Below are 13,220 nucleotides of genomic sequence, written 5' to 3'. Positions count from 1 at the left end.
GATACCGGCGGGTTAGCCATGGGCCGCCCTACTAGGCTGGCGGCGGACCCGGAGGCGCCGTTGTGACCGAGATCAAGCCCCAGCCCCCTGGGCTGCTGGCCGGACTGCGGGTGCTGGATCTGTCCGCCGGCGACGCCGACCTGACCTCACGGCTGCTGGCCGACCTGGGAGCCGACGTCCTCAAGATCGAGCCCCCGGCCGGCAACGCGGGCCGGACGGCCCAGCCCGCCCTGGGCGGTGCCGGCCTGGCGTTCGCTCTGCACAACGCCAACAAAAGAGCGGCGGTGCTCGACCCGCACGACGCCGCCGACCGGCAACGGCTCCTGGCTCTGGTCGCCGAGGCCGACATCCTCGTCGACAGCGGACGTCCCGGGCAGGCCGCCGCCTACGGCAGCCCCTGCGAGGAATTGGCCGACAGGTTCGGACACCTGGTCGCGATCGCGGTCACCGACTTCGGGGCACGGGGCGCACGGTCCTCGTGGCGCGCCACTGACCCGGTGCTCTACGCGATGTCCACCGCGCTGTCGAGGTCCGGGCCGACCACCGGCACCCCGGTGCTGCCGCCCGAGGGCATCGCCTCGGCCACCGCGGCGGTGCAGGCGGCGTGGGCGGTGCTGGTCGCCTATTTCAACCGGCTGCGCACCGGAGTGGGGGACTTCATCGACTTCGCCCGCTTCGATGCGGTGGTGCTGGCCCTCGATCCGCCGTTCGGCACTCAGGGTCAGGCCGCGACCGCCCGCAACCGCCGGGAACGGTGGCGCGGACGCCCCAAGAACCAGGACCTCTATCCGATCTTCCGCTGCCGCGACGGGTACGTGCGGCTGTGCGTGCTCTCGCCGCGCCAATGGCACGGGATGCGGGCCTGGCTCGGCGAGCCGGCGCGGTTTCAGGACCCGCAGTTCGACACCATCGCCGCCCGGGTGCGGGCCTTCGGCGAACTCGGCCCGCTGATGGCCGCATTGTTCGCCGACCGGAACATGGCGGATCTGGTCAGCGAGGGACAACGGCACGGCGTTCCCGTCGCGGCAGTGCTCACCCCTGCCGAGGCCGTCGATTCCGAGCATCTCCGGACCGTCGGCGCCCTGACCGCGATCCAGGTGTCACCGGGGGTGACCACCCGCGCGCCGGCGGGGTACTGGGTGATCGACGGCGCCCGAGCCGGCTACCGGACCCCCGCACCCGCGCTGGGCAGCAGCGCACCCGTCTGGCGGGACGCACGATTCGACCCGCCGCCCACCGGGCCCACCGGGGGGCTGCCGTTCGAGGGCATCCGGATCCTCGATCTGGGGGTCATCGTCGCCGGCGGCGAGGTCAGCCGGCTGTTCGGCGACCTGGGCGCAGAGGTCATCAAAATCGAGAGCGCCGCCTACCCGGACGGCCTGCGCCAGACCCGCGAGGGCCAGGCGATCAGCGAATCCTTCGTCCGCGCCCACCGCAACCACCTGGGTCTGGGAGTGGAACTGCGGACCCCGGCCGGCGCGGCGATCTTCGAGCGCCTGGTGACTGTCGCCGATGCCGTGTTCGCCAACTTCAAGCCGGGAACCCTTGCCGCACTGGGGTTTTCCTACCAGCGGCTGCACGAGCTCAACCCGCAGCTGGTGCTCGCCGAGAGCAGTGCCTTCGGTGACAGCGGGCCGTGGAGCACCCAGATGGGATACGGTCCGCTGGTCCGCTCCGCCACCGGCGTGACCCGGCTGTGGACATCGCGCGACGCGGCGGGCGACTGCGGCAGGCACTCCTTCTACGATGCGACGACGATCTTCCCCGACCATGTCGTGGGCCGGATCACCGCTATCGGTGCTCTGGCCGGGCTGATCCGGCGGCGCCGCTGCAACCAGGGCGCCCGCGTGCACGTCTCGCAGGCCGAGGCCGTCGTCAATCAGCTCGACGTGCGCTACGCCGCACTGGCCGCTGAGCATCCCGACAATGTCCGCGAGGACGACGCCGAGCATCTCGTGCTGCGCTGCGCCGGTTGCGGAGATGGCACTGACGATGACGAATGGTGCGTGGTGTCGCTGACGTCACGGGCCGAGCGTCATGCCGCGAGCCGGGTGATCGGGGAGCCGGCCACGGCCGGCAGCGAGGCCGGACTGGCCGGCGCTCTGGCCGGGTGGGCGCGCCACCGCAGCCCCGCTGAGGTCGCCGCGCGACTGCAGGAGGCCGGGGTGCCGGCCGGTCCGATGAACCGTGCCGACGACATCCTCGCCGACCCGCAACTGCGCGAGCGGGGCCTGCTGACCGAGATGCACCACCCGTGCCTTGAGGTGGGCCTGCCCGCGGAGGCCAGGACCGCAGTGTTCCGCAACATCCCGCCGGCCCCGCAACGCGCGGCGCCCCTTCCCGGCGCCGACACCCGGCAGATCTGTCGCGACGTCTTGGAACTCGACCCGCCTGACATCGAACACCTGATCGCCGAGAATGTGTTGTTCGCCACCGCCGACACCGCCAGCCAAGGAGCCACACCATGACCGTCGTCCCTGCCGCGCAGCTGTTCATCGACGGCGAGTTCCGCGCCGCCGATCAGACCGAGCCGGTCTGGGAGGCCGCGACCGGCGACCTGCTCGGCGAGGGAGCCAGCGCCACCGAACGCGACGTGGACGCCGCCGTCGCCGCGGCTCAGGCAGCCCTGCCTGGTTGGCGGTCCACGTCACCCGATCATCGGGCCGCGCTACTCAAGGGCTTCGCGGCCGCGCTGCATCAGCGCGCCCGGAGCACCGATCAGTTGGTCACCCGGGAGAACGGCATGCCGATGTCGCTGTCCCGCGGCGCGAACGGTGCCTTCCCCGCAGCGCTTCTGACCTACTACGCGAAGCTGATCACGACCACGACGATCGAGGAGATCCGGCCCAGCGGCACCGGGCACACGATCGTGCGTCGCGAGCCGGTGGGGGTCGTCGCGGCCATCGTGCCGTGGAACTACCCGCAGGCGCTGGCCGCCTTCAAGCTGGCTCCGGCGCTGGCCGCCGGCTGCACGGTCGTGCTCAAAGCGGCACCCGAGACCGCACTGGATGCGCTGGTGTTCGCCGAGGCTGCCCAGGAATGCGGAATACCGGCCGGGGTGCTCAACATCGTGCCCGGGGGAATCACCGCGGGAGCGCACCTCGTCTCCCACCCGGGCGTGGACAAGGTGAGCTTCACCGGGTCGACCGCGGCCGGGCGGATCATCGGCGAGGTGTGCGGCCGGCTGCTGCGGCCGGTGACCCTGGAACTCGGCGGCAAATCGGCCGCGATCATTCTCGACGACGCCGATCTTGGCGCGACGATGAAGGGCCTGCGGTCGGTGTCGTTCATCAACAACGGCCAGACCTGCTTTCTGGGTTCGCGCATCCTCGCGCCACGCTCCCGCTACGGCGAGGTCATCGACGCTCTCGCCGACTTGGTCAACGGGTTCGCGGTGGGTGACCCGCTGGACACCGCGACCGACATCGGTCCGGTGGTCAGCGCCCGCCAGCGCGAGCGGGTGCTGGGCTACATCGAATCCGGGAAAAGCAGCGGGGCGAAACTCGTCGTCGGCGGCGGCGTGCCGCGTAATCAGCCGCGCGGGTGGTTCGTCTCGCCAACCGTATTCGCCGATGTCGACAACTCCGACCGCATCGCCCAGGAGGAGATCTTCGGTCCGGTGCTGGCCGTCATTCCCTACGACGGCGATGACCAGGCCGTCGCGCTGGCCAACGACAGCGAGTTCGGGTTGGCCGGCTCGGTCTGGTCGGCTGACGCCGAACGGGCCACCGAGGTCGCGCGTGAGATCAGAACCGGGACGATCGGGGTGAACGACTACCAACTCGACATCAATGCGCCGTTCGGCGGCGTCAAGGCGAGCGGGTTGGGCCGGGAACTCGGACCGGAGGGACTGGCGGAGTTCTTCGAACTGAAATCCATTTACCGGGTCGGCCCGCCCTGACACGCCGACCCGGCCACGTGAAAGGGACCCTGTGACAAGCCTGGATCCGCGCACACCGGTGCTCGTCGGGGTGGGTCAGGTCAACCAGTTCGACGAGACACCCGATGTCGAGCCCGTCGATCTGATGGCCGCCGCCGCCCGCGAGGCGGCCGACCCCAGGGTGCTGGCCGCGGTGGACTCCATCCGTGTCGTCAATCTGCTCTCCTGGCGCTACCGAGACCCGGGACTGCTGCTCGCCGGGCGCATCGGCGCGCCCAGCGCGAGGACCCGCTACACCGGAATCGGCGGCAACACTCCGCAGTCGCTGCTCAACCAGACCTGCCGTGACATCGAGCGGGGCCAGGTGTCCGTCGCGCTGCTTGCCGGTGCTGAGACATGGCGGACCCGGATGCGGTTGCGGGCCCGGGGGATACGGCCGGACTGGACCCGCCAGGACGAGTCCGTGGCGATCCCGCCGGGTGCGGAGGACGCGGTACCGATGTCGGGACCGGCCGAGGACCGCATCGGACTGGACCGGCCGTCCTTCGTCTACCCCCTGTTCGAGCAGGCCCTGCGCATCGCCGAGGGCGAGTCCCAGGATGAACACCGCCGCCGGATCGGGCACCTGTGGGCCCGGTTCAGCGCGGTCGCGGCCGCCAATCCGCACGCGTGGAACCGCGAGGGGTTGTCCGCCGATCAGATCTGGCAGCCCGGACCGGACAACCGGATGATCAGTTGGCCGTATCCGAAACTGATGAACTCCAACAACATGGTCGACCAGGCCGCGGCGGTGATCATCTGCTCGGTGGAGCGCGCAACGTACCTGCAGATCCCCCGGGAGCTGTGGATCTTTCCGCACGCGGGCACCGAGGCGTACGACACCTACTCGATTGCCGAGCGCCACGCCCTGCACCGATCGCCTGCCATCGGCATCGGCGGGCGACGGGTGCTGGAATTGGCCGGGACCGGAGTCGACGAACTCGACTACGTCGACGTGTACTCCTGTTTCCCATCAGCGGTGCAGATAGCCGCCCGGGAACTGGGCCTTCCGCTGGATGACCCGAGCCGGCCGCTGACCGTCACCGGAGGGCTGACCTTCGCCGGCGGGCCGTGGAACAACTACGTGATGCACTCCATCGCGACGATGGCCGAACTGCTGCGCCGTACGCCCGGCCGCGGACTGATCACCGCCAACGGCGGGTATCTGACCAAGCACAGCTTCGGGGTGTACTCCACGACGCCCCCGTCCGAAGGGTTCCGATGGGAGGATGTCCAACCCGCCGTCGACCGCGAGCCGACCTGCAAAGCACCGGCGCAGTGGGACGGCGTCGGCACGGTGGAGTCGTGGACCACACCGTTCGACCGGGAGGGCCGCCCGGAGAAGACGTTTCTGACCGTTCGAACACCCGACGGCGCGCGCACCCTGGCCGTCATCACCGACCCGGCTGCCGCCGCCGAGATCGCCACCGCCGACATCGCGGGCGCCCGGATCACGGTGGCCGCAGACGGGACGGCAACCCTGCCCCACGGCGACTGAACAGACAGCAGGCCTGCCGCCTTGGGGGAGCGGCAGGCCTGCTGTTTGGCGGGGCTCAGGCGCCGGATGGGGTAGCGCCGAGCACCCGTTGCATATCGGGGATCATCTGCTGCAACTGGGAGCCCCAGTAGCCCCAGCTGTGGGTTCCGTTCGTCGGGAAGTTGAATACCGCGTTACGGCCACCGGCTGCCAGGTAGTTGTCCATGAACGTCTTGTTCGTGCGCAACGTGAAGCCTTCCAGGAACTGGGCGGCCATCAGGTTGCCACCGCCGCCGGAGGTGTCCAGGTCCGAGGGCGTACCGGTGCCGCAGTAGATCCACAACCGGGTGTTGTTGGCCACCAGCTGGTTGATGTTGACCATCGGATCATTGCGCCGCCAGGCCGGATCGGAGGACGGCCCCCACATGCTCTGGGCGTTGTACCCGCCGGCGTCGTTCATCGCCAGGCCGATCAGCATCGGCCACCACCCCTCGGAGGGGTTGAGGAATCCCGACAGCGACGATGCGTAGATGTACTTCTGCGGGTAGTAGATCGCATACGTCAGCGCCGAGCTGCCCGACATCGACATCCCGACCACAGCGTTGCCGTTCGGGTCGATGCCGTGGTTTGCCTGCAGGTAGGCCGGCAGCTCCTGGTTCATGAACGTCTCCCACTTGTAGGTGAAGTTCTGACCATTGCCCTGAGAGGGCTGATACCAGTCGGTGTAGAAGCTGGACTGACCGCCGACCGGCATCACCGTCGACAGACCCGAGTTCAGAAACCATTCGAAGGCCGGGGTGTTGATGTCCCAACCGCTGTAATCCTCTTGGGCGCGCAGGCCGTCAAGCAGGAACACGGCGTGCGGTCCGCCACCTTGGAACTGGATCCGGATGTTGCGGCCCATCGAGGGCGACGGCACGTCCAGGTACAGCACCGGCAGTCCTGGCCTGGAGAAGGCTGCGGCGGTCGCGGAACCGCCGACCGCTCCGACCAGCCCTGGCAGGCACAGCGCGGCGGCGAACACTGCTGCCGCTCGGCGCCACGGGCTTCGTATCATCTCGCGGATCTTCATCGGGACTCCCATCACCTTTCGTCTGTCGGCATTAATTGCCGTGCCTGGGTAGTGAAACACCCGTCGTGACTGGTGATGGGTACGCGCAGCGGTGTGCCAAGTCGCGGTTGGACAACGATCCGATCACGCGGTCGTTCCCGGCCGAAGACCTCAGGACGCGGCGGAGTTCACCGCTGCGTTCGGGGAAATCCCGCCAGCCCGATCAGAGCCGAAATCGGACTCGGGGTTCGCTTCGGGGTCCACGTCGACCGCGAGAGCCCTGGCGATCGCCGCCTTGGCCCGGGCGCGGCGTTCCTCGATTGTCTGGCTGAGGTCTTGCAGGAGTTCGGGTCTGCCGAGCAGCAGTCGCTCCACGGTTTCCCGATTCAGCTGCAGAGCCGTCACTTCGCCGATTGCGTAAGCACTGGCGATGACCGCCTCGCGAATCAGGGCTGTCTGGCCGATGAAATCCCCCTCGTGCAGGGTCGAAACGGGGACCGCAGCACCTTTCTCGCCGGGGACAACAAGGCGGGCCTGGCCTCTGACGACGAAAATCATCCGGTCGGGTATTTCGCCGACCTTCTGCATCATCTCCTGATCGCCGTACCGGATCACCCGGACCTTTGGCAGCAGCGCTTCCATATCGGTCGTGCTGACCCGCAGTGCCGGCGCGACTTTCCGGAGCGCGGCGATGCGATGCACTGCGGTATCGAAGTCGTCGGCGATTCCGTCCAGGTGCAACCCTGCCCGTCGTGCGGCATACCAGAGCCACCGCTGAAAGACAGACCGCACAGCGCCGTCATCGGCAGGTGAGCGGACAGGGATGTTGATCGTGTATCCGGTGCTGGAGTTGATCGTGACCGCCGCTTGGGAACCCGGGCGCAGATGAGGGAGATTCTCCGCGGTCGCAATCAACAGCGCACACACCTCATCGGGCGGATCACCACCACCGAATGTCGCATTCACCGAGATGGTGTGGCTGTCAGCCGGACGGCTCAGATTGGTGAACGCCTGACCGGCCAGCACTGAGTTCGGGATGATCTCCAGGCCCGACCCGGTATCGATGTGGGTGGCACGCCAGTTCACCTCGACGACGCGTCCGCGCGCCGCCGGGGTCTCCACCCAGTCCCCGAACTGGAAGGGCTGCTCGAAAAGCAACAGCAGACCGGAAATGATCTGACCCACTGAATTCTGCAGGGTCAAGCCCAACACGATCGAACTGACGCCGAGTGCGGTAAAGAGTCCACCGACATTGGCGCCCCAGATATAGGCCAGAATCAGCGCAAGCCCGACGGCGATGATCGCGAATCGGGCGACGTCAATGAAGATCGACGGCATCCTTCGGCGCCAACTGCCCGACGGCGCGCCGGCGAAAACTGTGGCGTTGAGTCCGGAGAGCGCCATCACCAGCACCAGGAATCCGAAAACCGTGTACAGGATCCGGAAGCCAGTGGCCTCTACCGAGTAGTTCGCGCTCTTGACCAGCATCACTAGGACAGCACCCAGCGGCACGATGTAGAGCCGCAGCAGTCGCACCGGACGGGCCCGGAAACTTCCGCGGCGGGTCAGTTTGTGCTCCACTTCGGTCAGCGCGATCAGCGTCACCGGGAGGGCGACCGCGATGATGATCGACCAGTAAAACCAGGGTGCGGTCAACACCGAACTCATCGTGCGCTCCTCACTGCTGATCCTCGACAAGCCGCCATATCTGCTCGGTCCGGTCTGCAAGTTCAATGGTTGCCGCTGGCACGTAGCTCTGAGAATCGCGGGTGGCCTGGTACACCTCGTCGCTGACATAGATCCCGACGTCGGCGGAGCTGTTGCGCATATTCGCCGCAAGCCGAACCGCGGCCCCCCACAGGTCGTACACCAGGCCGGCCCGGCCCACCAGACCACTGGTCACCGTTCCGCAGTCGATACCGGCCCGGAGATCCAAGTGGTAGTCGCCCTCGCAGTTGAATCGATCAATGATGTGCTGCATTTCGATGGCGAACTCGACGGTGCGACGGATGTTGTCCAGTCGGGGTACGGTGAGCCCACAGCTGGCCAGGTAGCCGTTGTGGGTACTGCGGACCCTCTCGACGCCCAGGCTTTCGGCCGCCGCGTCGAATTGCCGCACGAGTTTGTTGATGACCGAGACGGATTCCTCCGGGGGCAATTCGGCCGTCAACTCCTCGAGTCCGACGAGTTCGGCGAAAATGACCGCTGCGTCCTGATGTTCCTGCGCGATCACCTCATGGCCCTCGCGATACCGTTCGACAACCGATTCGGGCATCAGCGAACGCAGGAGTTCATCGTTTTGCCTGCGCTGCTCCTCAAGGAGCGCGTCTTTGATCGACAGGTTCCGGCTCATCTCGTTGAACGCTGAGGTCAGGTCGCCGAATTCGTCTCCCGACTCCACCGGCAAGGCGATGTCGTAGTTGCCCGTGCTGATCTGCTGCGCCCCTTTTTCCAGGGTCCGGATGGGGCGGACGAACAGCCGTGACCACAGCATCGCCGCGAGGCACGCCACGAACACCAACGTCACGGTGGCCTGGACCAGCCTCTTGGCGAAGTTGCGCTCCGGCGCGAAGGCCTCATCGGCATCGATCAGGGCAATGATGTTCCAGTGCCCTGCCACGTCGCGCACAACAGTGTTGTCGTCCGCACCTCGATGAAGCAGGGCCGGCGCGTAGGCAATGAGCGCTCGTCGGCCCAGGTAATCGGTGCTGATCGTGGTGCCGGCCTCCCCGCGGTCCGCAGCTTGGGTCACGCTGGTATCGATCGGCTGCACGAGCACGGTCGTGCCCTCCCGAATCGCCCGGTCAGCAACTTCAGCCGGTGTGCCCGCCGCGACGACGTCGCGCCGGTAGGCCTCTGGGTCCTCCAGGAACAGTCGCGAGTCCGAGCGCATGAGATCGTCGGGACCTACCAAAAAAGTTTCGCCGGTACGGCCCATGCCGGCCTTCTCCCACTGCTTCTCAGCGGTCATCAGGAAATTGATCGCGCTGATCGGGTAGGCGATCGCGATTACCCCGATAGGTCTGCCGGGCGGGCCGATCGGCGCCACCATCCACGCAGTGGGTTTGCCCGCGGGTAAGTACTCCGCGAAGTCGGTGCTGACGACATAGTCGGTGTCGTTGGAGGCCATCGCCCTACGAAATGCCTCGGGCAGGTAGCCTTGGCCCCGGTACGGGCCGGTGAAGATGTTGGTGCCGAGATCCGCTCCTTTGCGGGCGGTGTAGACGACATCGCCGCGAGCATTGATGAGCAGAACGTCCTGCAGGTCGATCAAGCGAAGGTCTTGGCCGCTGACGGTCTTGCGGACGACGACCTCTTGGAGAAATTCGTCGTAGCGGGCATTGGCAGCCGACCACCCGCTGCCGTCGCCGGGGTCGTTGACGCGGACCGCCTGGGTGTGGTCGGCAAACGGCGCGGTGTAGTAGGCCTGCAGATATTTGGCGGCGTTGGACGTGGGCAGGAGAGCGTCGACGTCGAGGTTGCCATTATCGCCGCCGCCGAAACTCGCGGTGTAGAAGTCAGCGATCGAACGCTGCTGGGCCGGGTTGATCGTCTTATCGGCGAGCTGGTCGAAACCACCGCTGAATGCCGTAAGGGCCATCACCGCGGACTCGCCGCTCGCATAGAGCTGCACAGTTCCCATGATGTCGGCCAGCCCCAAGTCCAGAACACGGGCCTGCGCCTCACGCGCGGCGGTGAGCCGGTCGAATACCGCGGCTCGCAGCGAGGTACGCCCGGAGACGACGCCGATGGTGCCGATGATCGCGGTCGCCAGGACCGCCATCGCCAGCAGCATGAACATCAGCTTGGACTGGATGCTGATCCGCGACAGTACCCGCCACAGCGGCGACTTGCGCTGCATGAGCTCGGCGGTCGCATGCCCTCCGTGCTTGCCGGGGGCGGGCGGTGTCGGCATAGAGACCTTTCCTGCCGCGAAATCGGGTCACGCCGAGGGTAGCTTGTCCGGCGCGACCAACCGGCCTCATCTGCAGCATTTCGCAGGCACCTGGCCAGCGGTGGACGGCCGTGGCTCAGAGGCGCAGGATCAGCCAACCGTGGGGCGCCACGACAATCTCGCCGCCGAGCGTCTGCTGTGGCGGCGCACCGGTTCCGGCCAGCACCTGCGCCGGCCGGCCTCGGCTTTCCACCGCGAGGGCGACGGGCGTCTCCTCGGTGTTGAGCGCCACCAGCAGGGCGTCGTCTCCACACCGCGTCTCGTACGCGTAGCAGCGCTTGTCCAGGCGGACCGCGCTGGTACGCGCCTCATGCAGCCAGGGGTGGCGGCGGCGCAGTCCGATCAGAAAGCGGTAAAGGTCCAGTATCTGCGGCCCAGGGTCCGATTCGCCCGGGGGTGCGCCGAACTCCGGACGCACGGCATCGTCACCGCCGGCGCGGTCCTCCTTGATCGCTTCGCAGCCGAACTCGTCGCCCGCGTAAACCATGGGCACCCCACCGGTGGTGAAGAGGATGACCATCGCCAGTGCGACATGCTCGGCTCGGTGCAGGCGGCTGGCGATTCGGGTCACGTCGTGATTGCCGATGAAGGTCTGCGGCACGAAGGACTCCAAGAACCCGTTGTGACGCTGCAAGGCCCAGTCCAGTTCGTGGAAGTTACCGTCGTTGAGGCTGCTCCACACGGCTTTCCACAGCTCGTATTGGGTGAGCGAGTCCGCCCCGGAGTCGTCGATGAATCCGCAATAGTCCCCGTGGATCACCTCGGCGACGAACCACGCCTCGGGATGAGTCTGCCGGACCCGGGGCAGCACCTGCCGCCAGAAGGTTGCGGGAACGGCGTAGGCGGCGTCGAGTCGCCATCCGTCGGCACCGCGGTCGAGCCAGTGCCGCATCACCTCGACGGTGTAGTCGGCCACGGCCGGGTTGCGGTGGTTGAGGGCGATCAGATCACCGTGACCCTCGAACGTCCGGAACCGGCCGGGGCGGCCGCGAAACCACGCGGCAGCGGCAGCGTCACCGTCCTCGACAGCACGCCGGTACTGGCCGAACTCGGTGCCGACGTGGTTGAACACCCCGTCCAGCAGGATCCGAAGGCCACGGCGGCGGGCCTCGGCGACAAGCCGGTCGAAGTCCCCTTCGTCGCCCAGTCGGGGGTCGATGCGGAAATGGTCGGTGGTGTCATAGCCATGGGTCCGGGAAGCGAACACCGGACCCATGGCAACACCCGAAGCGCCCAGCCGGATGGCGTGGTCAAACCACTCGACGATGCGACTCAGCCGATGTTCGTCCGCACCGGGGGGGTTCTCGCCGGGGAACGCGCCGACGAAGCCCAGGGGGTAGACGTGCCACCAGATCGCGTGGCGCACCCAGTCCGGCATGACCGCACTGTACGCAGCCGGGGACGCGGATAGACACCGGCAACGGCACCGTGTTCTAGTTCAGGGATGCTGGAGTTCACCGTCGAGGACTGGTCGTGGGAGGACGTCGCCCGACTGCGGGCGACCTACGAGCCGCTCGCGGAGTCGGTTCGCGCGCTCGTCGACGCCGTGATTCGCAGCGAAGTGGGGCCGGAGGTTGTCGCCGGGGTGAAACGCGACGTGGACGCCGCCGTAGAACGGTTGCGTGAGCGTCAGCTCAGCGGATCCTTCGGTGTGCGCACCACCAGGACGGGGGAGAGTATCAGCTGGGGCAACGCGGTCGTCGGAATCCGCAACGCACTGGCCCCGCCGGTGGTGACCCACCGCGACGAGTCCGGTCGGGTGTGGGCGGACTTTGATCTCGGTGCGGCCTACGAGGGTCCACCCGGCCACGTTCACGGTGGGGTGTCGGCGTTGATCCTCGACCACCTGCTCGGCGAAGCCGCCAGCCCCGACCGCAAGCCGCGGTTCACCGGCAGCATCACCGTGCGCTATCTGCGCGCGACCCGACTGGGCCGACTGCACGCCGAGGCTGTCCGCACCCGCACCGACGGGGTGAAGACGTTCTGCACCGGTAGCGTCCACGACGACGAGGGCATCACGGTCGAGGCCGAGGGCGTGTTCATCACACCGCGGTGGTTGCGCGAGTGAGCAACCTGCTTGCGCAGACCTTGGGAGGCACATGGAAAAGGTGATCGTCGCCCTGCGCGCCGCCGACACCGACGACCCCTGGGTCGGGCAGATGATCGGCCCGATCAGCGAGTCGCTGCTCGACCTCGGCCTGCCCGGAGTCACGCTGAACGTCCGGGACGCCCCCGTGCGCGACGCGGTGATGACATTGACCACCCTCGACCCCGCGGTGCAGGGTTTCATCACCCTGTGGTCTCAACAGCACTACGGCGATGCGGTCCGGGCGGCGCTCGATCTGCTCAGGCCGATGGCCGAACAGCTCGCCGCCTACTTGGTGACCGAGTCCGCTCCGATGCCCCCGCCCGCTTCTCCTCCCGGGCAGCGGGCCGACGGGCTGGCCAACGTCGCGATGTTGCGCCGGCCGGACGAGCTTGACGAGGCCACCTGGGCGCGCCGGTGGCTGCACGACCACACCCCGGTGGCCATCGCGACCCAGGCGACCTTCGGCTATGTGCAGAACCACGTGGTGCGTGCATTGACTCCTGACGCACCCGCGGTGTCGGCGATCGTCGAGGAACTGTTCCCGATCGAGGCGGTCCGCAGCCTGCACGCGTTCTTCGGCGCCTCCGACGACGCCGACCTGCAGGACCGGCTGTCGCAGATGATCGCCAGCACGTCCGCTTTCGGCGCCAACGTCAATGTCGACACCGTACCCACCGGACGATATGTCATGCGTGATCCCTTCACCCACCGTCCTCGATAGGCTGGGGC

9 protein-coding genes are annotated in these 13,220 nt (G+C 67.6%); 5 read left to right on the top strand and 4 right to left on the bottom strand.

Annotation, left to right across the window (positions count from 1 at the left end):
• The first annotated feature begins 62 nt into the window (after positions 1–62).
• Genes ACKOB8_RS12020 through ACKOB8_RS12010 form a run of 3 tightly spaced genes read left to right on the top strand, consistent with a single transcriptional unit; the run spans position 63 to position 5,417 of the window.
• Entirely contained in the window at positions 63–2,468 is a 2,406-nt protein-coding gene (locus ACKOB8_RS12020; RefSeq protein WP_526377485.1) for a CaiB/BaiF CoA-transferase family protein, read from the top strand.
• Entirely contained in the window at positions 2,465–3,901 is a 1,437-nt protein-coding gene (locus tag ACKOB8_RS12015) for an aldehyde dehydrogenase (protein WP_526377483.1), read from the top strand. The genes ACKOB8_RS12020 and ACKOB8_RS12015 overlap by 4 nt, the downstream gene beginning before the upstream one ends.
• 40 nt (positions 3,902–3,941) lie before the next feature.
• Positions 3,942–5,417 carry an acetyl-CoA acetyltransferase gene (locus ACKOB8_RS12010; protein ID WP_526377563.1) on the top strand — a complete coding sequence of 492 codons (1,476 nt, stop codon included), beginning with the start codon at positions 3,942–3,944 and terminating at the stop codon, positions 5,415–5,417.
• A gap of 55 nt (positions 5,418–5,472) precedes the next feature.
• Here the strand turns inward: ACKOB8_RS12010 and ACKOB8_RS12005 are convergent, their stop codons facing one another.
• From ACKOB8_RS12005 to ACKOB8_RS11990, 4 genes are all read right to left on the bottom strand, one after another.
• Positions 5,473–6,453: an alpha/beta hydrolase gene (locus tag ACKOB8_RS12005; protein ID WP_526377481.1), complete on the bottom strand. Its 981-nt coding sequence runs from the start codon at positions 6,451–6,453 to the stop codon at positions 5,473–5,475.
• Positions 6,454–6,618: 165 nt separating this feature from the next.
• Positions 6,619–8,115 (bottom strand): mechanosensitive ion channel domain-containing protein, encoded by a 1,497-nt coding sequence (locus tag ACKOB8_RS12000; RefSeq protein ID WP_526377479.1) that lies wholly within the window; start codon positions 8,113–8,115, stop codon positions 6,619–6,621.
• A gap of 10 nt (positions 8,116–8,125) precedes the next feature.
• The gene (locus ACKOB8_RS11995; protein ID WP_526377477.1) at positions 8,126–10,363 is read right to left on the bottom strand and encodes an adenylate/guanylate cyclase domain-containing protein; all 2,238 of its coding nucleotides are present in this window, start codon (positions 10,361–10,363) and stop codon (positions 8,126–8,128) included.
• 115 nt (positions 10,364–10,478) lie between these two features.
• Positions 10,479–11,780, bottom strand: a complete 1,302-nt coding sequence (locus ACKOB8_RS11990; RefSeq protein ID WP_526377475.1) for an alpha-amylase family protein — start codon at positions 11,778–11,780, stop codon at positions 10,479–10,481.
• Positions 11,781–11,846: 66 nt separating this feature from the next.
• Between ACKOB8_RS11990 and ACKOB8_RS11985 the strand changes: the two genes are divergently transcribed.
• On the top strand, positions 11,847–12,470 hold the full coding sequence (locus ACKOB8_RS11985) for a PaaI family thioesterase (protein WP_526377473.1): 624 nt from the start codon (positions 11,847–11,849) through the stop codon (positions 12,468–12,470).
• Positions 12,471–12,501: 31 nt separating this feature from the next.
• Positions 12,502–13,212: an EthD domain-containing protein gene (locus tag ACKOB8_RS11980; protein ID WP_526377471.1), complete on the top strand. Its 711-nt coding sequence runs from the start codon at positions 12,502–12,504 to the stop codon at positions 13,210–13,212.
• Positions 13,213–13,220: the final 8 nt, after the last annotated feature.

Source organism: Mycobacterium sp. (assembly GCF_046091765.1).
Lineage (GTDB): Bacteria > Actinomycetota > Actinomycetes > Mycobacteriales > Mycobacteriaceae > Mycobacterium.
This window is presented reverse-complemented; position numbering and strand designations above follow the sequence as displayed.

Bases quoted from the DNA above. Each gene is read 5' to 3' on its own strand.
- ACKOB8_RS11985 (WP_526377473.1), top strand. From the start codon at position 11,847: ATGCTGGAGTTCACCGTCGAGGACTGGTCGTGGGAGGACGTCGCCCGA.
- ACKOB8_RS11990 (WP_526377475.1), bottom strand. From the start codon at position 11,780: ATGCCGGACTGGGTGCGCCACGCGATCTGGTGGCACGTCTACCCCCTG.
- ACKOB8_RS12000 (WP_526377479.1), bottom strand. From the start codon at position 8,115: ATGAGTTCGGTGTTGACCGCACCCTGGTTTTACTGGTCGATCATCATC.
- ACKOB8_RS12005 (WP_526377481.1), bottom strand. From the start codon at position 6,453: ATGATACGAAGCCCGTGGCGCCGAGCGGCAGCAGTGTTCGCCGCCGCG.
- ACKOB8_RS11995 (WP_526377477.1), bottom strand. From the start codon at position 10,363: ATGCCGACACCGCCCGCCCCCGGCAAGCACGGAGGGCATGCGACCGCC.
- ACKOB8_RS12015 (WP_526377483.1), top strand. From the start codon at position 2,465: ATGACCGTCGTCCCTGCCGCGCAGCTGTTCATCGACGGCGAGTTCCGC.
- ACKOB8_RS11980 (WP_526377471.1), top strand. From the start codon at position 12,502: ATGGAAAAGGTGATCGTCGCCCTGCGCGCCGCCGACACCGACGACCCC.